The following is a 21830-nucleotide window of genomic DNA, read 5'->3' as shown; positions in this document are numbered from 1 at the left end:
GTTAGGCTAACCGAAAAGTCGTAGTCGGCGCTTGCGTACTGGGGTGTCACCAGCGCCTGTTCGGTCAGTAGTATTCGCGAAAGGGAATCCAGTCGTGTCCTCACCTGCACCGGCTCGGCCAAGGCCGGTCCACCAGGCGGCCGATCTGCTGGCGGCGTACCTGCCGGGATCGTTCTACTACTCGTCCGCTCGCGGATCGCTGCTCGCCGACGGCGTGTATTCCCCGGTCCACGCGGTGCCGGGCAAACGCGCCCGTGCCGCCGCCGAAGTCCTCGACGCCGCCCTCGTGGCGGGAGTGACCGAACCGGTGGTGGCCGGGGCCATCGGCTTCCGGCCTGACGCGCCGAGCAGCCTGGTGGTCCCCGCCGTGGTGCGCCGGGCCGGACCACCGATGGCGAGTGGTCCGGTCGCCCCGCTCGGCGGCGGGGACTGGTCGGTCTCGCCGCAGCCCGCGCCGGAGGTCTACACCACCGCCGTCGCCAAGGCGCTGGACGAGATCCGCGACGGTGACCTGCGCAAGATCGTGCTGGCCCGCTGCCTCGACGTCACCGGTGGAGACCCCATCGCCGTGCCGCGGCTGCTGGCCCGTCTCGTCCACGCGGACCCGGCGGCCCACGCCTTCGCGGTCGACGTCAGCGCGCCGGGGGATCCCGCGCCGCGCACCCTGGTCGGCGCGAGCCCGGAACTGCTGGTCTCCCGCCGCGGCCGGGTGGTGACGGCGAACCCGCTGGCCGGATCGCGGCCGCGGGTGGCCGACGACGCCGAAAACGCCCGCCGCGTCGAGGATCTGCTGGCGTCCGAAAAGGACCGTGCCGAACACGCCCACGTCGCCGCGCAGGTGGCCGAGGTGCTGGGCCGGTTCTGCGACGACCTCGACGTCGCGGGCGAACCGGAGGTGATCGGCACCCCCACGATGTGGCATCTGTCGACCAGGATCAGCGGACGGCTCGCCGACCCGGGCGACGCCGGTTCGTCCGCGCTCGGGCTGGCGGAAGCACTGCATCCGACACCCGCCGTCTGCGGCGTCCCGACCGCGCTCGCCCGCGACACCATCGCCGCGCTCGAACCCGAGGATCGCGGCTACTACGCGGGTCTCGTCGGCTGGACCGACCAGGACGGGGACGGCGAATGGGTCGTCACCATCCGCTGCGCCGAGGTCCGCGACCGCACCGTGCGGCTCTTCGCCGGCGCGGGCGTGGTGGCGGGTTCCGACCCGGCGGCCGAACTCGCCGAGACCGGCGCGAAGTTCGGCACCATGCTGCGGGCGCTCGGCCTGGAGGGGGCGGTATGAATCCCGATCACGTGCCTTGGCCGCCCGAAACCGCCGCGCGCTACCGGGCTTCGGGATACTGGCGCGGCCAGACCTTCGGCAAACTGCTGACCAGCCTCGCCGAGGCGTACGCCGAGCGCCCCGCCGTGATCGGCGAGAACGCTCGCTGGACCTTCGCCGAACTCGACGAGCGGGCGCACCGGCTCGCGGCCGGGTTCGCCGGTGCCGGGATCCGGCCGGGCGACCGGGTCGTCGTGCAGCTGCCGAACGTGCCGGAGTTCGCGTCCGTCGTGTTCGGACTGTGGCGGGCGGGCGCGCTGCCGGTGTTCGCGCTGCCCGCGCACCGCGCCAGCGAGCTGCGGCACTTCGCCGAACAGAGCGAGGCGGCGGCGATCCTGACCGTCGGCGAGCACGAGCGGTTCGGCCACGCGGCCATGGCGCACGCGGTCGCCGCCGAAATCCCTTCGGTGCGCAACGTCTTCGTCGTCGGCACGGAGGAGTTCGCCGTGCTCGAAGCGGCGACACCGCGTGCCCTGCCCGATCCGGATCCCGCCGGGGTCGCGTTCCTCCAGTTGTCCGGCGGCAGCACCGGACTGCCGAAGCTGATCCCGCGCACGCACGACGACTACCTCTACAGCGTCCGGGAGAGCGCGCGGATCTGTGGCCTGCGCCCGGAAAGCGTGTACCTGGCCGCGTTGCCGGTGGCGCACAACTTCCCGCTCAGCTCGCCGGGTCTGCTCGGCGCGCTGCACGCGGGCGCGGCCACGGTGTTCGCGCCGCGTCCCGACGCCGACACCGCGTTCCGGCTGATCGAGGCCGAGGGTGTGACGATCACCGGGCTCGTGCCGCCGCTGGCCGCCGCGTGGGCGCAGGCGGCCGGGCGGACCACCCGTGATCTGTCCTCTTTGGACGTCCTGCTGGTCGGCGGCGCCAAATGCGCGCGCGAGCTTGCCGAGAAGATCGGGCCCGCGCTGGGCTGCCGTCTGCAGCAGGTGTTCGGCATGGCCGAGGGACTGGTCTGCTACACCCGGCTCGACGATCCGGACGAGTACGTCCTCGCGACACAGGGGCGGCCGATCTCGCCGGACGACGAGGTCCGCGTCGTGAACCCGGACGATCCTCTGTCCACTTCGGACGATGTGGTCGCGCCGGGCGAGGTCGGCGCGCTGCTGACCCGTGGCCCGTACACGATCCGCGGCTACTACCGCGCCGCCGAGCACAACAAGACCGCGTTCACCGAGGACGGCTTCTACCGCACCGGGGATCTCGTGCGGCAGCACCCGTCGGGACACCTCGAAGTCGTCGGCCGGGCCAAGGAACAGATCAACCGCGGTGGGGAAAAGGTGGCCGCGGAAGAGGTCGAGAACCACTTGATGGCCCATCCCGGCGTGCTCGACGCCGCGGTCGTCGCGGTGCCGGACCCGTACCTGGGCGAGCGCACCTGCGCCTACGTCGTGCCCGCGGCCGGTGCCGAGCCGGCCGCGGCGGAGCTGCGCCGGTTCGTCCGCGAGCGCGGGGTCGCGGCGTTCAAGGTGCCCGATCTGGTCCAGATCGTGCCGGAGTTCCCGGTGACCGGGGTCGGCAAGACCAGCAAACGCGAGCTGCGGGCGGCACTGGCCGCCCTGGCGAAGGAGAAGTGAACGTGTCACTGCCCAAGATCGAGCCGTACGCCCTGCCGACGGAGGCCGAGCTGCCCGCCGGCCGGGTCGGCTGGAAGCCCGACTCCGCGCGCGCCGCGCTGCTGGTGCACGACGCGCAGCGCTACTTCCTCGCGCCGTACGAGGGATCCCCGGTGCCGGAGATGGTCGCGAACATCGCCGCGCTGGCCGACGCCGCCCGCGCCGCGGGTGTCCCGGTGTTCTACACCGCGCAGCCCGGTCACCAGGCCGTCGAGGACCGCGGCCTGCTCACCGAGTTCTGGGGCGACGGTATCGGCGCGGTCATCGACGAAGACCCCGCCGCCGCGGATGTGGTGCCCGAGCTCGCCCCGAAGCCGGGGGACAAGGTGCTGACGAAGTGGCGCTACAGCGCGTTCCAGCGCAGCACGTTCACCGAGCAGCTCGCCGAAGCGGGCCGGGACCAGCTGCTGATCACCGGCGTCTACGCGCATATCGGCTGCCAGGCCACCGCGGTCGAGGCCTTCATGCGCGACATCCAGCCGTTCCTCGTCGGCGACGCGGTCGCGGACTTCTCCCGCGAGCGCCACGACCAGGCCTGCGAGTACGTCGCCCAGCGTTGCGGCGCGTTGACCACCACGGCCGCCGCGCTCGCCGCGCTGGCCCCGATCCACGCCGGAGCGCGCTCATGAGCCTCACCGTCGAAAAGATCCACGCCGACGTCGCCGAGCTGCTCGGCTGCGATCCGGCCGAGCTGAAGCCGGAGACCGACCTCACCGACCTCGGACTCGACTCGATGCGGATCATGGGCCTCGTCGAGCAGTGGCGCACCGAAGGCGCCGACACCCTGGAGTTCGCCGACCTCGCCGAGCAGCCGACCCTCGGCCACTGGACGCAGGTCCTCACCGGGAGCACCGCGTGAGCCGCGCCGACCATCGCCACCGGCACCTCGAACGCATCGCCGAGGTGCGCGGGGGAGCGCACGCGGAGAAGGTCCCGTACCCGATCCGGGTCCGGCAGGCCGAGGTCGTGCGCACCGAGATGATCGGTTCCGGACTGCTCCGCGTCACCCTCGGCGGGCCGGGAACCGCGGGTTTCGAGGCGCATTCGCCCGATGAGCACGTGAAGGTCCTGTTCCCCGAGCTGGATCCCGAGCCGCGGCTGCCGGTCCAGGACGGCGACATGCTGCGCTGGCCCAAGCCCTCTCCGACGTCGCGCGAGTACACGGTCCGCCGGTACGACCCGGCTTCCGGGGAACTCGACCTCGACGTCGCACTGCACGAAGGCGGCCTCGGTTCCGGCTGGGCCGAGAAGGTCACTCCCGGCACCCCGGTGCACGTCGCCGGTCCGCCCGGTGGGCTGATCGTGCCGCACACCTACGACCGCTACCTGCTCGCCGGTGATCTCACCGCGCTGCCCGCGATCGCGCGCTGGCTCGAAGAGCTGCCGCGCACCGCCGCGGGCTGGGCGTTCATCGAGGTCGCCGACGCGAGCGAGGAGATCGAGCTGTCCGCGCCCGAAGACGTCGAGGTGCATTGGCTGCACCGTGGCGACGTCGCGCCGGGCGCCTCGGACATGCTCGCGCGCGCGGTCATGACGATCGAGGTCCCCGCCGGCGAACGGCTCTACGCCTGGGTCGCCGGTGAAGCCGGGCAGATCAAGCCGTTGCGCCGCTGGCTCAAGAACGACCTCGGGCTCGGCAAGGACGACCACGACGTGACCGGCTACTGGAAACGCGGCGTCGCGGATTTCGACGACGAGCACGACCACTGATCCCCACTCATCGAAGAACGAGGAAATCCATGCGCACCACCAGAACCCGCCGTCTCGCCGGAGCGCTCGCGCTCGCTTTGACGGTCGTGACCGCGGCCACCGCCTGTGGGTCCGGCGACGCCGGGCAGGCGGACGGCGGTCCGACCCGGGTGTTCTCCGCCGACAACGGCCAGATCACCATCCCGGTCTCGCCGAAGCGGGTCATCGCCACCGGTTACGCCGTGCCCGCCCTGCTCGAAGCGGGCGCGCCGCTGGTCGGGGTCTCCAGCTGGAAGCGCGGCATCCCGCTGTTCAACGAGCAGGAGCGCAAGAAGTACGACGAGCTGGCGAAGGTCGCGGGCGAATCGGCGGCGGAGACGAACTACGAGGCGATCGCGCAGGCGGATCCGGACCTGATCGTCATCGGCGTGCCGAAGCCGGTGCTCGCCGACATCGACATCAAGCGGCTCGAAGCGATCGCGCCGGTCGTGGCCATCGGCCCGTCGGTGCCGTCGATGTGGCGTGAGCTGTCCCGCAAGCAGGCCGACGCCGCCGGCGCCACCGCCGGGTTCGACGCGCTCAAGACCGCGTACGACACCAAGGCCAAGGGGCTGGCCGAGAAGTACAAGGCCGTGCTGCCGCAGCTGAAGCTGGGCCACGTCGGTGCCTACGGCGAGGTCGCCAAGGGCAACTTCCAGCGTGAGTTCAACGGTTCCTGGGGCACCAACATCGCGCAGGACGTCGGCGCCACCTACTACGGCCAGGTGAAGGTCAAGGGCGGCGGCTCCAAGGACGTCAGCGAGTACCCGTCGATCGAAGAGCTGCCGACCGCGTTCGCGCAGGCCGACGCGATCACCTACTCGGTCGCCGCCGACGGTTCCGTGCCCGCGCCGGTCAAGTACGTCCTCGACTCGCCGTTGTGGAAGGAACTCCCCGCGGTGAAGGCGGGCAAGGTCTACCCGTTCCGCTACACCGAGGCCGCCACCTACCGGGCCGCGACGTCCACTTTGGACGCCGTCGACCAGGCGTTCGCGCCGCTGCTGAAGAAGTGACCACCACCGGGCGGTCCGCGCTGCTCGGCGCCGCACTGCTCGGGCTCGTCGTGGTCGCCGTGCTGAGCGTCGGCATCGGCGCGCACGCAATCGCCCCCGGCGAGGTCGTGCGCGCCCTGCTGGGCGACGGGAATCCGAGTGACCGGGCCGTGGTCCTGGACATCAGGATGCCGAGGGCGGTGCTGGCGATCGGCGTCGGCGCTGCGCTCGCCGTCGGCGGTGTGCTCGTGCAGGCCTTGTCCCGCAACGCCTTGGCCGAACCCGGCGTGCTCGGCGTGACCGCCGGGGCCGGGTTCGCCATCGCGGTGGGGTCCTCGTTCGGGCTCGCCGCGTCGGCGCCCGTGGAGCTGGGCTTGGCGGTGGTGGGCGCGCTCGGCGCTTCGGCGCTGGTGTACGCGGTCGGCAGCAAGTCGCCGCTGCGGCTGGTGCTGGCCGGTACCGCGTTGAGCGCCGTGCTGCTGGGGCTCACCCTCGGCCTGCGGCTGCTGTTCCCCGACACCTTCGACGTCTACCGGTTCTGGTCGGTGGGTTCCCTGGCGGGCCGTGAACAGGCGCCGACCACGGTTCCGCTGATCATCATCGGCCTGTCCCTGCTGGGCGCGTTCGCGGTGAGCCGCCAGCTGAACGCGATCGCGCTCGGCGAGACGGTCGCGCACACGCTCGGCGCGAACGTCGCCAGGGTACGGACGATCACCCTGCTGCTGATCACGCTGATGGCGGGCGCGGCGACCGCGCTGGCCGGGCCGATCCTGTTCGTCGGGCTGATCGTGCCGCATCTGGCGCGGCGGGTGGCCGGCGCGTCGATCCCGTGGCTGATCGCGTTCGCCGCACTGCTCGGCCCGGTCCTGATGCTGGCCGCGGACGTCGGCTCCCGGGTCCTGCTGCCGACCGGCGAGGTCCCGGTCGCGATCGTGACCGCGTTCCTCGGCGGCCCGGTGCTGATCTGGGCCGTCCGCAAATACGGGGCGGCGCCGCTATGAGCACACTCGTCCTGCGGCGCGGGAGGTTCTCCGCCCGGATCGAACGCCGCACCCTCGTCTTCCTCGTGGCGATGCTCGTGGTCATCGCCGGCCTGACGCTGCTCGGGCTCTGTTACGGCGCGGCGTGGGCGAGTCCCGCCCGCGTGTTCGCCGCGCTCACCGGTTCCGGCGGCGGCCCCGGCGTGGTCATCCGCGAATGGCGGCTCCCACGGGTGATGGCGGGGCTGGTGTTCGGCGCCGCGCTCGGCCTGGCGGGCGCGATCTTCCAGAACATCACCCGAAACCCGCTGGGCAGCCCGGACGTGATCGGCCTCGACGCGGGCGCGTACACCGGCGCGCTGTTCGCGATCACGGTGCTTTCGGGGACGTCCACGCAGCTGACCGTCGGTTCGGTGCTCGGCGGCGTGCTCACGGCGGCGATCGTGTACGCGCTGTCACTCGGCGGCGGGCTGTCCGGGCTGCGGCTGATCGTCATCGGCATCGCGATCAACGCGATGCTCACGGCGATCAACTCGTGGATCGTGCTGCGCGCCGAACTCGAGATCGCGATCGCGGCCGTCGGCTGGAACGCCGGTTCGCTCAACGGGATCGGCTGGGACGACGTCGCGATCCCGTTCGGCGTGCTCGCGGTGCTGTTCGTCGTGCTGTTCACCAGGGCGCCGGCGTTGCACCAGGCCGCGCTCGGCGGCGCGCTGGCGGTCACCACCGGCGTCCGCTGGGACCGGCTGCGGCTGGCGCTCGTGCTGATCGGGGTCGGCTGCACGGCCACGGTCACCGCCGTCGCCGGTCCGATCGCGTTCATCGCGCTGGCGGCCCCGCAGATCGGGCGGCGGCTGGCCCGCACGCCCGGGATTTCCCTGCTGCCCGCCGCCCTCACCGGCGCCGTGCTGCTGACCAGCGCCGACCTGGCCGCCCAGATGCTGCTCGCGCCGGAAGCGCTGCCGGTCGGTGTGATCAGCACCGTGATCGGCGGCGGCTACCTGATCTGGCTGCTCACCAAGGAGGTGCGGCGCACATGAGTGCCCGCTTGACCGCCCGGGATCTGACCCTGCGCTACGGCGACCGGGTCGTGTCGACCCGGCTGAGCCTCGACGTGCCCGACCGCGCGTTCACCGCCGTCGTCGGACCGAACGCGTGTGGCAAGTCGACGTTGCTGCGCGCGTTCGTCCGGCTGCTGCGCCCGTCGGACGGCGAAGTCCTGCTCGACGGTAAGGACGTCGGTTCCTTCCCCGGCAAGGGATTGGCGCGGGAACTCGGGTTCCTGCCGCAGGATCCGGTGGCACCCGAGGACGTCCGCGTCCGGCAGCTGGTCGCGCGCGGCCGGTTCCCGCATCAGTCGCTGTTCGCGTCGTGGTCCGAAGAGGACGAACGCGCGGTGATCGAGGCGATGACCGCGGCCGGGGTGGCGGGGCTGGCCGACCGGCCGGTGCAGGAACTTTCGGGCGGGCAGCGTCAGCGCGTGTGGGTGGCTCTGGTGCTGGCGCAGAAGACGCCGTACCTGCTGCTCGACGAGCCGACGTCGTTCCTCGACATCGCGCACCAGTACCAGCTGCTGAGCCTGCTGGCGCGCCTGCGCGACGAAGGCCGCACGGTGATCGCCGTCCTGCACGACATCAACCAGGCGTGCCGCTACGCCGACCACCTCGTCGCGCTGCGGGACGGCCGGATCGTCGCCGAAGGAGCGCCCGCCGACATCGTCGACGCCGAGCTGATGAAGGAGGTCTTCGATCTCCCCAGCGTCGTCGTGCCCGACCCGGTGACCGGAACCCCGATGGTGGTGCCCACATGCTGAACCTGACTGGTGCCCAGCTGGGCATCTGGACCGCGCAACGCCTCGAACCCGACTCGCCCTACTACGTCGTCGGTGACGTGATCGAGATCGCCGGCGAAAAGCCGGTCGACGTCGCCGCGCTGACCGAGGCGATCCGGGCGACCGCCGAAGAGGCGGACAGCCTGCGGTTGCGGGTCTTCGAGACGCCGGACGGGCCACGTCAGGTGGTGTCGGACGACGAGATGCCGCTGCCGGAGATCGTGGATCTGCGCGGTGAGGCCGATCCGGTGGCCGCCGCGCACACGCGGGTGGACGCCGAACGCCGCCGCGTCGCCGAGGCTTGCCGCGGCATGGTCGAGCGGCCGTTGTTCGCCCACCTCGTGCTGCGGCTGTCCGACTCGCAAGTGTGGTTCACCCAGCTCGGGCACCACCTGGTGTTCGACGGTTACACCGCGGCGATGCTCGCCCGCCGGACCGCCGCCCGCTACACCGCTTCGGTCCAGGGCAAGGAAGTGCCGCCCTCGACGTTCGCCCGGTTCGCCGATCTCGTTGAGGCCGACCAGGCCTACCGCGAGAGCGAGCGGTTCGCCCAGGACCGCGAGTACTGGCGGGAGCGGTTCACGCCCTTGCCGGAGCTCGACGACGCCGGAGGCGCGTCGGGTCCGCCCGAGCACACCGTGACCGCACGCGCGGTCCTGCCCGCTACGGACGTGGCCCGGTTGCGCGAGCTGGGAAAACGTGCCGGGACGACCTGGGGCGACGCGCTGATCGCCTGCTACGCCGCCTTCCTGCACCGCGTGCTCGGCTGGACCGACGTCGTGTTCGCGATGCCGCTGATGTGCCGCGAGGGGGCGGCGCTGCGGACTCCGGCGATGGCGGTCAACGTGCTGCCGCTGCGGGTCGGCGTGCTGCCGCAGGACACCGGAACCGAGCTGACCGCACGGGTCGCGGGCGCGCTGAAGGAGATGCGCACGCATCAGCGATATCGCGGTGAGGACCTGCCCCAGGATCTCGCGGTGCCCGGCGCCGGAGCACTGCTGCACGGGCGGGGTATCAACCTCAAGGCGTTCGACCTGAAGCTCGACTTCGCGGGCTCGCACGGCACGATGCGCAACGTCGCGGGTGGGCCGCCGGAGGACATGGGCCTGTCCGTGCTGCCGACCTCCGACGGTGGGCTGCTGCTCGGTTTCGAGGTCGACGCGCGGACCCACGACCAGGCCGCCGTCGACGCCAAGCTGACCGCGTTGCGCTGCCTGATCACCGCGCTGACCGAACCGGACGGCCCGGCCATCGCCGCCGCCGACCTGGTGCCGCCGGGGGAGCGGGACACGCTCCTCGAAGCGTGGTCGACGCCCGCGCCTGACGCCGAACTCCTTGGCGTACCTGAACTTCTCGACCGCCTGGAATCCGAACAGACCGCCCTGGTCTTCGGTGAAGAACGGCTGACCGCGGGCGAACTCGTCACGCGCGTCCATCGCCTCGCGCGGGCGTTGCGGGCACGCGGTGCCGGGACCGACGACGTCGTCGCGCTGGCCCTGCCGCGGTCCGCGGATCTCGTCGTCGCCCTGCTGGCGGTGCTCGACGCCGGGGCCGCCTTCCTGCCGCTGGACCTCGCCCATCCCGTCGAACGGCTGCGGGAACTCGCCGCCGAAGCCGGCGCGGTGCTCACCGTGACCCACGACCCGGAAATCGTGCCTGGCCCCCAGCTGGTGCTCGACGAGACCGATCTGTCCACACTGGACTCCTCGCCGCTGGACATTCCCCGCCATCCGGAACATCTCGCGTACGTCATCTTCACCTCCGGCTCCACCGGCCGCCCCAAGGGCGTGCTGGGCCGGGTCGGCGGGCTCGCGACGCTGCTGCGCCACCACCGCGCGACCACGGTCGCCGAGACCGAACGCGCCGCGGGTAGGCGGCTGCGCGTCGCGCACACCTACTCGTTCGCCTTCGACTCCGCGCTCGACCAGCTGATGTGGCTGCTGTTCGGGCACGAACTCCACGTCTACGGCACCGACGTCGCCCGGGACGCCGACGAACTCCTCGCCGCGTTCGCCCGCGACCGGATCGACGTCGTCGACACCACGCCGTCGATGGCCGCGCCGCTGGTCGACGCCGGACTGCTCGACGGCCCGCACCCGCCCGTATTGCTCGTCCTCGGCGGCGAGGCGACTCCGCCCGCGCTCTGGCGCAAGGTCGCGGAGTCGGGTGTCCGCGCCCGCAACATGTACGGCCCGACCGAGGCCACTGTGGACGGTGCCGGATCCTGGCTGGACGACGGCGAGCCGACGATCGGCACCGCGGTGCCGGGGACGGCGGTCCGGGTGCTCGACACCGCGCTGCGTCCCGCGCCGGTGGGAACACCGGGTGAGCTGTACCTCGCGGGCCCGCATCTCGCGCGCGGCTATCTCGGGCGCCCCGGCGCGACGGCCGAACGGTTCGTCGCCGACCCGTTCGGCGCGCCCGGCGACCGGATGTACCGCACCGGCGACCTCGCCCGCTGGGTGCCCGGCCGCGGTCTGGAGTATCTGGGCCGCCGCGACGGCCAGGTGAAGGTGCGCGGTCACCGTGTCGAACTCGGCGAGGTCGAGGCCGCGTTGGCCGCGGTTCCCGGCGTGCGTGCGGCAGCCGCCGCGGTGCGCGGGCCACGGCTCGTCGGCTACGTCGTCGGCGAGGTCGTCCCGGACGAGGTCCGTGCGGAGCTCGCCGCGCGCGTGCCGGAGCATCTCGTGCCAGCCGCGGTCGTCGTTCTCGACGCACTTCCGTTGACCTCCAACGGAAAGATCGATCGTCCCGCGCTGCCCGCCCCGCGCGCGGCGGTCGGAAGGACCGCCGCCACCGAACGCGAACGGCTGCTGTGCGCGACCATCGCCGAGGTGATCGGCGTCGAAGAAGTCGCGGTCGACGACGACTTCTTCGCGCTGGGCGGCGACAGCATCACCGCGATCAGCGTCAGCAGCAGGCTGCGCGCGCACGGCCTCGACCTGCGCCCGCGTGACCTGCTCGCCCGCCGCAGCTTCGAGGCACTGGCCGCGGCGAGCGCGGAGATCGGCGCCCCGGCCGCTCCGCCGGACGAGCCGGCCGGCGTGGTTCCCGCGCCGCCGATCGTCCGTGCCCTGCTCGACCCGCACCCGGACGTCGCGACGATCGCCGGGTACACGCAGTGGACCGCGCTCCGGCTCGACGAGGATCTTCCGCCCACCCTGCTGATCGAGGGCGTCCAAACGCTCCTGGACCACCACGACGTCCTCCGTCTGCGTTTAGAGGACGAAATGCGGGTCCGGGAACGCGGCACGGTGAAGGCGTCGGACGTCGTGGTCGAGACGACCGGTCAACCGGCCGAGGTCGCGGCGGAACTCGCGGAGTCCCTGGATCTCCGGGCCGGGGTGCTCAAGGTCGCGTTGCTGCCGGACCACCTCGTCATCGTCGTTCACCACTTGGCGATCGACGGGGTTTCGTGGCGGGTGCTCCTGCCGGATCTGCGCGCCGCGTGCGCCGGTGAGCCGCTCGAACCGGTCGGCACCTCCTGGCGGCGGCACGCGCTTCTCCTTGCCGAGCAAGGCACTTCGGGTGCCAGGCGCGGTGAGCTCGGCCACTGGCGCGCCGCACTCGACGGCCCGCACCTCGGCCACCGTCCGCTCGACCGGACCGCCGACACGGTCGCGACCGCGCGGCGTTCGGTCACCCTCGCCACCCCGGAGCAGACCGACGCGGTGCTCACCGCGTTGCCCGCTGCCTACCGCGCCGGACCGGACGACGTGCTGCTCGCCGCGCTCGTGCTCGCCCTCCGCTCGTGGCGTGGCGCCCCGGTCGAGGCCGAAACCGTGTCCATCGAAGGACACGGCCGGGACCAAGACGGCCTGGACCTCTCGCGCACCGTCGGCTGGTTCACCGCCGAGTATCCGTTGCGCGTTCCCTCTGGCGTAGCGGAGGCCGGAAGGCTGCTGCGAGCCGCCAAGGAGGCCAAACGTGCGGTCCCGGACAACGGCGTCGGCTTCGGCGTCCTGAGGTATCTCGACCCGCTGACCATGGACGAACTCGCCGCCGTCCCGCCGCCGGACGTCGTCCTGAACTACCTCGGTCGCTTCGCGGCACTGCCGGGCACCGGCTGGCGGCTGCCGGAGGAAGACCCGTTCGCGGTCACCGAACCGGACGACAAGTCACTGGAACAAGTGCTGGCGCTGAACTGCTTCGTCCGCGAGGACGGCCGTCCCCGGCTCGCCGTCGAATGGACCGCGGCGGGCAAGGTCCTGACACAGGAAAGCGTCGAGGCGCTCCAGGAAGCGTGGTCACTCGCCCTCGAAGAGTTGGCCGCGCACGCCACCCGGATCGGACCGGACGGCGGCGGGCTCACGCCGTCGGATCTGCCGCTGGTCGGCCTCGACCAGGCCGATATCGACGCGCTCGAAAGCCTCGGCCGCGTCGAGGACGTGCTGCCCGCGACGCCGTTGCAGACAGGGCTCTCGTTCCACACCCTGGCACGCGGCACCGAAGACACCGACGTCTACGTGGTGCAGGCCGTCACGCTGCTCAGCGGCGCGCTCGACGCGGACCGCATGCGCGACGCCGCGGAGGAGGTCCTGCGACGGCATCCCGCGCTGCGTATCCACCTGCACACCACCGATTCGGGCGAGGTCGTCCAGGTGGTCCCCGCCGAAGTCGCGCTGGACTGGCGGTTCGCGCAGGTCTCACCGGAGCAGGTCGAGGCCGAGTGCCGCGCCGAACTGGCCCGGCCCTTCGATCCGGCGACCCCGCCGCTGATCCGGTTCCTGCTGCTGACCCTCGGCCCGGACGAGCACCGCCTGGTACTCACGAATCACCACGCGTTGCTCGACGGCTGGTCGATGCCACTGGTCGGCCGCACCCTGCTGGCGACCTACGCCGAACTCGGCGGCGGCCCGGCGGCCCCGGTCGCGCCCCCGCTTTCGGAGTACCACCGCGTGCTCGGCGAACGCGACCCGGACGCGGCACTGGAGGCGTGGCGCGAGGCGCTGGCCGGGCTCGACGAGGGCACACGGCTCGCCCCGGCGAGTGTCGAGTCCACTGTGGACCGCCCGGAACGCGTCATCGTGGAGCTGGGCGGGGAGTTCAGCGAACGGCTGCGCGCCTTCGCCCGCGAACGCGGGATCACCCCGACGACGGTGTTCCAGACCGCCTGGGGAGTGCTGCTCGCCAGGCTGACCGGCCGGCGTGACGTGGTCTTCGGCTGCCCGGTCTCCGGCCGCCCGGCCGACGTCCCCGGCGTCGAGCGCATGATCGGCCAGCTCGGCAGCACGATTCCGGTGCGCGTGCGCTTCGACGCCGCCGACACAGCAGCCACCGTGCTCGAACGTGTGCACACCGAAAGCGTCCGGCTCACCGATCACCATCACGCCGGGCTGCCGGACATCCAGCGCGCGGCCGGCGTCGGCGACCTGTTCGACACCATGCTGGTGATGGAGAACTTCCCGCTCTCCAGCCGCGCCCGCACCACGCTGGCCCCCGGTCTCGACCTCGTCGGCGTCGACATCACCGACGCCACGCACTACCCGCTCACGGTGATCGTGCTGCCCGGCGACGAGTTCACCGTCGGCCTCGGCTACCAGCCCCAGGCGTTCACCCGCGAGGAGGCCCAGGCCTACGGCCGCTGGCTGCGCGCGGTGCTGCACGAGATCGTCGCCGATCCGGCGCGGCCGGTCTCCCGGCTGCGCGCGCTCGACGCCGAGGAAGAACGCGCGATGCTGCGCCTCGGCGAAGGCCCGGAACCCAACCGCGAACGCGGCGGCATGCTGGAGGAGTTCGGCCGCTGGGTCCGGGAGACCCCGGACGCCGAAGCCGTCGTGTGCCGGGACCGAAGCCTGACCTACGCCGAACTGGACCGCCGCGCCAACCGGCTCGCGAACACCCTGATCGACGCCGGGGTGAAACCGCAGGACCCGGTCGCGGTCCTGCTGCGCCGCGACGTCGACCTCGTGGTCGCGTTGTTCGGTGTCGTCAAGGCGGGCGCCGTGCACGTGCCGATGGACCCGGACTACCCGGCCGACCGGCTCGCGTACATGCTGGACGACATCGCGCCCGCCGCCGTCGTGTCCACTTCGGACGTCAACGGCCTACCGGTGATCGACCCGGCTTCACTGTCCACTGAGGACACCGATCCGGGCGTGTCCTTGTGTGCGGACGCGATCGTGTACGTCCTCTACACCTCCGGCACGACGGGCAAGCCGAAGGGCGTGGCGGTACCGCATCGCGGCGTCCCGAGCCTGATCGCGCTGCAGGAGGACATCGTCGGGATCGGGGCCGCCGAGCGGTACCTGCATTTCGCCTCGACCAGTTTCGACGTCGCGTTCTGGCAGTTCATGCTGCCGCTGCTGTCCGGTGGCACGTCGGTGATCGCGCCGGAGGAGGTGCGGACCTCCGGCGACGACCTGCTGGCCTACGCAGCCGAACACCGGATCACCGGGCTCAACCTGCTGCCCTCGTTCCTCTCCGCGATGCCCGACGACGCGACCGTCGACCCGGACGTGTTCTTCGTCGTCGGCGCCGAACGGCTCGACCCGGAACTGGCGCGGCGCTGGGGGAACCGGCGGGCGCTGTTCAACGCCTACGGCCCGACCGAGGTCACCATCAACTCGGTCACCTGGCACTACGACCCGGCCGACCCCGGGCCGCTCCCGATCGGCCGACCGGACCCGGAGGTCCGCGCGTACGTGCTCGACGGCGGGCTGCTCCCGGTCGGGACGAACGTCACCGGCGAGCTGTACCTGGCCGGGCCGAAGCTCGCACAGGGCTACGTCGGCCGCGCCGCGCTGACCGCGGAGCGGTTCGTCGCCGACCCGTTCGGGCCGCCGGGGGAGCGGATGTACCGCACCGGCGACCTGGTCCGCTGGCGCCCGGACGGGCAGATCGTGTTCCTCGGCCGCGCCGACCACCAGGTCAAACTGCGCGGATTCCGGATCGAGCTCGGCGAGATCGAGACCGCGCTGACCGCGCACGACGACGTGCGCGCCGCCGCGGTGATCGTCCGTGAAGACCGGCTGGTCGCTTATGTCGTCCCCGTGGACGGAGCCGAACCCGATCCGGCTGCGCTGCGCGAGTACCTCGCCGCCGAACTGCCCGCGTACATGGTGCCGACCGCGTTCGTGCCCTTGGACCGGCTTCCGCTCGGACCGAGCGGCAAGCTGGACCGCGCCGCCCTGCCCGCGCCGGAAGCGCGGTCCGACGGCGGACGGGCACCCGCGACCCCGGCGGAAGCGGTGCTGCTTCGGGTGGTCCGCGAGCTGCTCGGTCCCGATATCGGCCTGGACGACGGCTTCTTGGACGCGGGCGGCGACAGCATCGCCTCCCTGCGGGTCGTCTCCCGTGCCCGCCGCGAAGGGCTGCACCTGACCGCGCGCGACGTCCTCGAAGGCGGCACGGTCGCCGGGATCGCCGCGCGCTGCGGTGAGCCTGAACAGGCGGAGGAAGCCCACGCCGTCGGCGACGCCCCGCTCACGCCGATCATGCGTGATCTGCTGCGGCGCGCGGGAAAGGCGGCCGACGGGTTCTGCCAGTGGGTCGAGATCTGCGTGCCGTCGGCGGACGACGTCCCTCGCTGGCGCTCGGTGCTCGACGCCGTTCTCGCCCGCCACGACGTCCTGCGCGCGCATCTGGTCGAGGACGCGCTTCGGGTTCCGGACGTCGGCGCCGTGACCGGTGCCGACGTGCTCACCGCCGTCCGTGTGACCGGTGATCCGCGCGCGGCGCTGGACACCCACGTCGAGCAGATCGTCGCGCGGATGGACCCGCGCACCGGGCCACTGGTGCGGGCGGTGCTGGCCGACGTTGGCGACCGTCCCGGACGCTTGCTGCTGGTGGCGCACCACCTCGTCGCCGATGCGGTGACCTGGCGCGTCCTGCTCGACGACGTCGAACAGGCCTTCCACGGCAAGACCCTGCACCGGCGCGGGCAGTCTTTCCTGGGCTGGGCGCGGTCGCTGCGCGCCGCCGCACCGCATCGAGAGGACGAAACGCGGTATTGGCGCGGGATCGCCACCGCGCCGGAGACCACGCTCGGCCGCACCCGGCTCGATCCGGCGCGCGACACCGTGGCGACCGCCCGGCATCACCGGCTCGACATCGGCGAGGACACCACCCACGCCGTGCTCACCGCGCTGCCCACGGCGTATCGCACCGGCCCGGACACCGTGCTGCTGACCGCGCTCGCCCGCGCCGTCGCCGCCTGGCGCGGGACCGGCGCCGATCTGGTCGTCGCCGTCGAGAGCCACGGACGTCCGGGACACACGCCGGACTTCACGGGCAAGGTCGATCTGGCGCAGACCGCCGGCTGGTTCACCGCCGTGCATCCGGCGCGGATCGCCCCACCGCCGGGGCCGCTGCCGGACGCGCTGCGGGCGGTCCGTGATCACCTGCGCGCGGCAGGTGATGGCCTTGGCCACGGGATTCTCGAGGTCGAAGGCCCGCGGCCCGAGATCGCCTGGAACTATCTCGGCCGGTTTCCCGAGGCCCCGGCCGAGGAGACCCTGTGGCAGCGCCCGCCGGACGCCGAGCCGCTCGGTTCGGGTGGTGGCGCGGAGATGCCACTGCCGTACGCGCTGACGGTGAACGCGATGGTCCCCGACGGCGGCACTCTCGGGGTCCGCTTCACCTGGCCGTCCGCGCTGTTCACCGAAGACGAGATCGTCGTGCTGGGCGAGCACTTCCGGCGTGAGCTGGACGCTCTCGCCGCCGACGCGCCGGGGCCCGGCGAGATCATGCCGCTGACCCCGTTGCAGGAGGTGATCCTGCGCGAGTCCCGCGCGGCGGACGAGGATCCGTATCCGGTGCAGGCCGCGTTCACGCTGTCCGGTGACCTTGACGTCGAGGCCCTGCGGGCCGCGGCGGCGGCGCTGGTGCGACGGCAACCGAACCTGGGCGCGGTGTTCCCGGCGTCGCACGAGGTCCAGGTGATCCCCGCCGAGCCGCGGGCCGGTTTCCGTGTCCGCGAAGTGTCCGATTTGGACATAGCGCTGGACGAGGAACTCGCGGAGCCGTTTGACCTGGCGCACGGTCCTTTGTGGCGGGTCACGGTGCTGCGGCACGGACCAGGCCGTCAGACCCTCGTGCTGACCAGTCACCATCTGCTGTCCGACGGCTGGTCGGCGCCGCGCATCCTCGGCGAGCTGTTCGCGCTGTACGCGGGCAAGCCGTTACCCGAGCCGGTGCCGCCGACCCGGTACACCCGCCTGCTCGCCGCGGCCGATCACTCGGCCGACGTCCGGGCCTGGCGCAGGGAACTCGACGGCCTGCCCGAAGGCGAGCATCTGCCGCGTACCGGTGGGTCCGCCGAACCCGCTCTGTTCACCGTGGACAGTGCACTGGTCGCTGAACTGACCAGGCTGGGTGCCTCACGCGGGCTGACCGTCAACACTCTGTTGCAAGGCGCGTGGGCGGCCGTCCTGGCGACGCACGCCGGACGACGGGACGTCACCTTCGGGGTGATGACCTCGAACCGGACGTCCGATGTGGACGGTGTCGAGGACATCATCGGCCTGCTGGCGAACAGTGTCCCGGTCCGTGCCAGGCTCACCGGAACGGTCGCCGAGGCGCTCGCCGACCTGCAATCGCGGCAGCAGGCGATGACCGCGCACCACCGGATGGGCCTGCCCGAACTCGCTTCGCTGGCCGGGCGCGAGCGCCTGTTCGACAGCCTGCTCGTGTTCGAGAACTACCCGGTGGACCCGGCGAAGTTGCGCGAACCCGCGCCCGGCCTGACGGTCACCGGGACAAGGTTCCGTGAACGCACGCATCACCCGGTGAGCGTCACCGTCGTCCCGGGCGAGCACGGGTGGGATGGCGTTCTGTACGCGAGGGAGGCCGACGCCCGGTCGCTGGCCGAGGGCCTGGCCGGGTATCTCCGGAAGCTGCCGTCCTGGCTCGACGGCGACGCCGCCGGCTTCGTGGGGGAGCGGTGACCGCGCGCCCGATCGACGCCGCCCTGTGGCGCACGGCCGCCGTGCTGGTGCTCGGCACGTTCATGGCGACCCTGGACAGCACGATCGTGTCGGTCGGCGTCGACACCCTCGCCGACGAGTTCGGCGCGCCGGTCACCGGCGTCCAATGGGTGACGACGGCATATCTGCTGGCCGTGGTCACGGCGGTGCCGGCGTCGGGCTGGCTCGCCGACCGCTTCGGCGGACGGCGCGTCTGGCTCACCGCCGTCGTCGTGTTCCTGCTGGCGTCCCTGCTGTGCGCGCTGGCGCCGACGCTGCCCGCGCTCATCGCCTTCCGCGTCCTGCAAGGGCTCGCGGGCGGTCTGCTCCCGCCGACCGGCCAGGCGCTCCTGGCGCGGGCGGCGGGACCGGACCGGATCGGACGCGTGATCAGCGTCGTCGGTCTCGTACCGCTGCTGTCGCCGGTGCTCGGCCCGATGGCGAGCGGCACGATCCTCGCGGTCGCGGACTGGCCGTGGTTGTTCTACGTCAACCTCCCGGTGGGCGTGGTCGCGGTGATCCTGGCCCGGCGCTGGGTTCCGGCGAGCGAACCCGGTGGCAAGGGGGAGCGCTTCGATTTCCGGGGCGCGCTGCTGCTTTCGCCGGGGCTCGCCGTCCTGGTCTTCGGGCTCACCTGGTTCGAGCAGGGAACGCCGATGATCGCCGGGCTCGCCGTCGCGCTCGGCGTCGTGATGCTCGCGGCGTTCGTCCGGCACGGTCTGCGCGCCGAGGCGCCCTTGCTGGATCCACGGCTGTTCACGCGGCCGCCGTTCGGGGTCGCCGCGCTGGCGCTGGTCCTGCTCGGCGCGTCGGTGTTCGGCACGATGTTCCTGCTCCCGCTCTACCTGCAGCGCGGCCCCGGACTGTCCACTTGGGACACCGGGTTGCTGCTGGTGCCCCAAGGGATCGGCGCGGCGGCCGGTTCCGTACTGGTGAACCGCCTTGTCGACCGGATCTCGCCGCGCACCCTGGTGCTGAGCGGGATCGGGCTGGTCGCCCTCGGCACCGCGCCCTTCACTCAGCTCGGCCCGGGTCTTCCGGACTGGGCCATCGCGGTTTCCCTGCTGCTGCGCGGTTTCGGCGCGGCGATGATCGGCGCGCCGGTGATGACGATCGTCTACCGCCGGGTCGAACCCGCCCGGCTGCCCCGCGCCGCCGGGGCGCTGAACCTGCTCAACACGCTCGGCGGCTCGATCGGCACCGCGGTGCTGGCCGTGGTGCTGCAGGCCCGGCTGGCCGTCCGCGGCCCGGACGTCGCCGCGGCCTTCGCCGACGCCTTCTGGTGTGTTCTCGGCCTCGCCGTCGTGGCGGTGGCCGGTGCGACGCGGCTGCCCCGGGCCGCCCCCGACAAGAAGAGAGGTCATGCGAATGCTTGACCAGCTGCCCAGCCCGGCCGAGGTGGCCACGACCGGGTTCGTCCCGGAGGAGATCACCCGGCACCGGGAAACCGTCGCCGACGTCCTCGCCCGCCGGGACTCCCGGCTGCTCGTCGTCGTTGGCCCGTGTTCCGTGCACGACACCGACGGAGCGCTCGAGTACGCGAATCGGCTCGCGGAGGCGTCCCGCCGGTTCGCCGACGACCTCGTCGTGGTCCTGCGCGCCTACCTGGAGAAACCGCGGACGATCGCCGGCTGGACCGGGCTGGTGCCCGACCCCACCCTGGACGGCAAGGGCGATCTCGCGGCCGGTGTCCGCATCGGTCGGCGGTTCCTGGACGACGCCGCCGCGACCGGACTGCCGCTGGCGTACGAGTTCGTCGACCCGTTCCTCGCGCCCTACTTCGCGGACACCATCAGCTGGGGCGCGATCGGCGCGCGGACCGTCGCCAGCCAGCCGCACCGGCAGCTGGCTTCGTGGCTGCCGATGCCGGTGGGCATGAAGAACTGCGTGTCCGGACGGCTGGACACCGCCGTCGCCGCCATCCGGGCGGCCGCGCTGCCGCACGTGTTCCCGGGCGCCGCCGCCGACGGGCGCCCCCGGATCCAGCGCAGCGCCGGGAACCCGGACGCGCACCTCGTCCTGCGCGGTGGGCCGAAACCCAACCATCACGCGCACGCCGTCGCGGACGCCCTCGACGCGCTGACCGCCGCCGGCCTGCCGCACCGGCTCGTCGTCGACGCCTCGCACGGCAACAGCGGCAAGGACCACAAGCGGCAGCCCGTGGTCGTCGCCGACCTGGCGGACCAGATCTCGGCGGGCAACGACGCGCTGGCCGGGGTGATGATCGAGTCGTACCTCTCCGACGGCAGGCAGGACGTCGGTTCCGTGCCGCCCCGGCCCGACCTGAGCATCACCGACGCCTGCCTGGGCTGGGAGCGCACCGTCCCGCTGCTGGAGTCCCTCGCCTGCGCGAACGCCGTGCGGCGGCTGAGCAACCCACGAAAGCGCCCCGTCCCCGAGCGTTGATCCAGACCCCGAGGGCGATCTCACGTGATTGAAGGCGTAACTCGCGTGATCAGACACGTAACTCGCGTGATCAGGCGCCGCACGCCCGAGTTACGCCTCCAAGCACGCGAGTTACGCCTGCAATCACGCGAGTCACGTCTTCAATCACGCGAGTTGCGACTTGGGGCTCGATAGAAGCGCGGCGGGGTAAGTTGCGAAAGCCACTTTCGCAACCTTCAACGTTGCGAAAGTGGCTTTCGCAACGTCCGTGGAGCCACAAGCAGGCCGTCGAAGCTTTCGAGAGTCCCCGGTCGTAGCTGTGCTGCCGCTTTAAGCGCGTGAAGGCCCCCGTCCCGAGGGAAGGGGGCCTTCACGCGCTACTGGCTACTTCTTCCAGATGATCGGGTCGTCCTTGTACCCGTCACCGTCGTTGAACTCCGCGCCGCCGACCTCGCCACCGTCCCTGATGGCCTGCAGCTCACAGGTCTCGTAGGTCGCGCCGGCGGTCTTGAAGTCCTTCTTCGCCGACTCGGACTGGCAGTTCGGGGTCTCGCCGGTGATGATCACGCCGGTGCTCTTGTTGTTCGGCCCGACCGCGCGCATCCGCACCGTGCTGTAGGTGAGGTCCGTGCCGCCGACGTTCTCCACCGTCATCCGGATGTACACCGGAGTCATGCCCTTGGCCTTCTCGCCGTAGGAGGCGAGGTCTTCCTTCGGGCCGAGCTCGATCGCCTTGACGGTGATCGCGATGGTGCCGGACTTGTCGTTGCCGTACTTGAACGGGACGACGGCGCGTTCGCCGACCTTGAGTTCGGTGCCGGGCGCGGTGGCGTCCGCGTTCGAGACCGGGACGGTTCCGCTGGTCGCCGGCGAGGACGCGGGAGCCGACGTCGGTGCGGGCGACGGCGCGGGAGCGGGGCTGCCGCTCTCTTCCTTGCCGCCGCAGGCGGAAAGGAGCAGCACGGCGGCGCAGCCGGTGGCGGACAGGGCGATGCGGTCGAACTTCATGAATCTCCTCGGACTCCCCGCCGAATCCTGCTCCGGCGTTCTCGCCACGCAC

General features: G+C 72.1%; 13 protein-coding genes. 12 read left to right on the top strand and 1 reads right to left on the bottom strand.

Annotated features, from left to right (window positions below; translation table 11 throughout):
- The first annotated feature begins 94 nt into the window (after positions 1 to 94).
- From NQK81_RS04820 to NQK81_RS04765, 12 genes are read left to right on the top strand one after another with little or no spacing between them, the layout of a single operon-like run.
- The gene (locus NQK81_RS04820; protein WP_257487209.1) at positions 95 to 1291 is read left to right on the top strand and encodes an isochorismate synthase; all 1197 of its coding nucleotides are present in this window, start codon (positions 95 to 97) and stop codon (positions 1289 to 1291) included.
- Positions 1288 to 2910: a (2,3-dihydroxybenzoyl)adenylate synthase gene (locus NQK81_RS04815; protein WP_257487208.1), complete on the top strand. Its 1623-nt coding sequence runs from the start codon at positions 1288 to 1290 to the stop codon at positions 2908 to 2910. The genes NQK81_RS04820 and NQK81_RS04815 overlap by 4 nt, the downstream gene beginning before the upstream one ends.
- Positions 2907 to 3578, top strand: a complete 672-nt coding sequence (locus NQK81_RS04810) for an isochorismatase family protein (RefSeq protein WP_257487207.1) — start codon at positions 2907 to 2909, stop codon at positions 3576 to 3578. The genes NQK81_RS04815 and NQK81_RS04810 overlap by 4 nt, the downstream gene beginning before the upstream one ends.
- A complete protein-coding gene (locus NQK81_RS04805; RefSeq protein ID WP_192744624.1) occupies positions 3575 to 3808 on the top strand; it encodes a phosphopantetheine-binding protein in 234 nt (77 codons plus the stop codon). The genes NQK81_RS04810 and NQK81_RS04805 overlap by 4 nt, the downstream gene beginning before the upstream one ends.
- Positions 3805 to 4659, top strand: a complete 855-nt coding sequence (locus NQK81_RS04800) for a siderophore-interacting protein (RefSeq protein WP_257487206.1) — start codon at positions 3805 to 3807, stop codon at positions 4657 to 4659. The genes NQK81_RS04805 and NQK81_RS04800 overlap by 4 nt, the downstream gene beginning before the upstream one ends.
- Before the next feature lie 29 nt (positions 4660 to 4688).
- Entirely contained in the window at positions 4689 to 5690 is a 1002-nt protein-coding gene (locus NQK81_RS04795; RefSeq protein WP_257487205.1) for an ABC transporter substrate-binding protein, read from the top strand.
- The gene (locus tag NQK81_RS04790; protein WP_257487204.1) at positions 5687 to 6670 is read left to right on the top strand and encodes a FecCD family ABC transporter permease; all 984 of its coding nucleotides are present in this window, start codon (positions 5687 to 5689) and stop codon (positions 6668 to 6670) included. The genes NQK81_RS04795 and NQK81_RS04790 overlap by 4 nt, the downstream gene beginning before the upstream one ends.
- A complete protein-coding gene (locus NQK81_RS04785; RefSeq protein WP_257487203.1) occupies positions 6667 to 7689 on the top strand; it encodes a FecCD family ABC transporter permease in 1023 nt (340 codons plus the stop codon). Before NQK81_RS04790 ends, NQK81_RS04785 begins: the two co-directional genes overlap by 4 nt.
- The gene (locus NQK81_RS04780; RefSeq protein ID WP_192744619.1) at positions 7686 to 8462 is read left to right on the top strand and encodes an ABC transporter ATP-binding protein; all 777 of its coding nucleotides are present in this window, start codon (positions 7686 to 7688) and stop codon (positions 8460 to 8462) included. The genes NQK81_RS04785 and NQK81_RS04780 overlap by 4 nt, the downstream gene beginning before the upstream one ends.
- Complete coding sequence (locus tag NQK81_RS04775) at positions 8456 to 18367, top strand: non-ribosomal peptide synthetase (RefSeq protein ID WP_257487202.1); 9912 nt, start codon at positions 8456 to 8458, stop codon at positions 18365 to 18367. The genes NQK81_RS04780 and NQK81_RS04775 overlap by 7 nt, the downstream gene beginning before the upstream one ends.
- Positions 18364 to 19761, top strand: coding sequence for a DHA2 family efflux MFS transporter permease subunit (locus NQK81_RS04770; RefSeq protein ID WP_257487201.1), 1398 nt, complete (start codon positions 18364 to 18366; stop codon positions 19759 to 19761). Before NQK81_RS04775 ends, NQK81_RS04770 begins: the two co-directional genes overlap by 4 nt.
- The gene (locus NQK81_RS04765) at positions 19748 to 20791 is read left to right on the top strand and encodes a 3-deoxy-7-phosphoheptulonate synthase (RefSeq protein WP_257487200.1); all 1044 of its coding nucleotides are present in this window, start codon (positions 19748 to 19750) and stop codon (positions 20789 to 20791) included. The genes NQK81_RS04770 and NQK81_RS04765 overlap by 14 nt, the downstream gene beginning before the upstream one ends.
- A gap of 363 nt (positions 20792 to 21154) precedes the next feature.
- Here NQK81_RS04765 and NQK81_RS04760 read toward each other — a convergent pair whose 3' ends face one another.
- Positions 21155 to 21778, bottom strand: coding sequence for a hypothetical protein (locus NQK81_RS04760; RefSeq protein WP_257487199.1), 624 nt, complete (start codon positions 21776 to 21778; stop codon positions 21155 to 21157).
- Positions 21779 to 21830: the final 52 nt, after the last annotated feature.

Origin of the sequence: Amycolatopsis roodepoortensis, assembly GCF_024628825.1 — a bacterium.
Lineage (GTDB): Bacteria > Actinomycetota > Actinomycetes > Mycobacteriales > Pseudonocardiaceae > Amycolatopsis > Amycolatopsis roodepoortensis.
This window is presented reverse-complemented; position numbering and strand designations above follow the sequence as displayed.

What these genes read in the sequence shown, in the direction of transcription:
- NQK81_RS04815 (WP_257487208.1), top strand. Translation starts at nt 1,288, where the DNA reads ATGAATCCCGATCACGTGCCTTGGCCGCCCGAAACCGCCGCGCGCTAC.
- NQK81_RS04805 (WP_192744624.1), top strand. Translation starts at nt 3,575, where the DNA reads ATGAGCCTCACCGTCGAAAAGATCCACGCCGACGTCGCCGAGCTGCTC.
- NQK81_RS04795 (WP_257487205.1), top strand. Translation starts at nt 4,689, where the DNA reads ATGCGCACCACCAGAACCCGCCGTCTCGCCGGAGCGCTCGCGCTCGCT.
- NQK81_RS04785 (WP_257487203.1), top strand. Translation starts at nt 6,667, where the DNA reads ATGAGCACACTCGTCCTGCGGCGCGGGAGGTTCTCCGCCCGGATCGAA.
- NQK81_RS04780 (WP_192744619.1), top strand. Translation starts at nt 7,686, where the DNA reads ATGAGTGCCCGCTTGACCGCCCGGGATCTGACCCTGCGCTACGGCGAC.
- NQK81_RS04775 (WP_257487202.1), top strand. Translation starts at nt 8,456, where the DNA reads ATGCTGAACCTGACTGGTGCCCAGCTGGGCATCTGGACCGCGCAACGC.
- NQK81_RS04765 (WP_257487200.1), top strand. Translation starts at nt 19,748, where the DNA reads ATGCGAATGCTTGACCAGCTGCCCAGCCCGGCCGAGGTGGCCACGACC.
- NQK81_RS04760 (WP_257487199.1), bottom strand. Translation starts at nt 21,778, where the DNA reads ATGAAGTTCGACCGCATCGCCCTGTCCGCCACCGGCTGCGCCGCCGTG.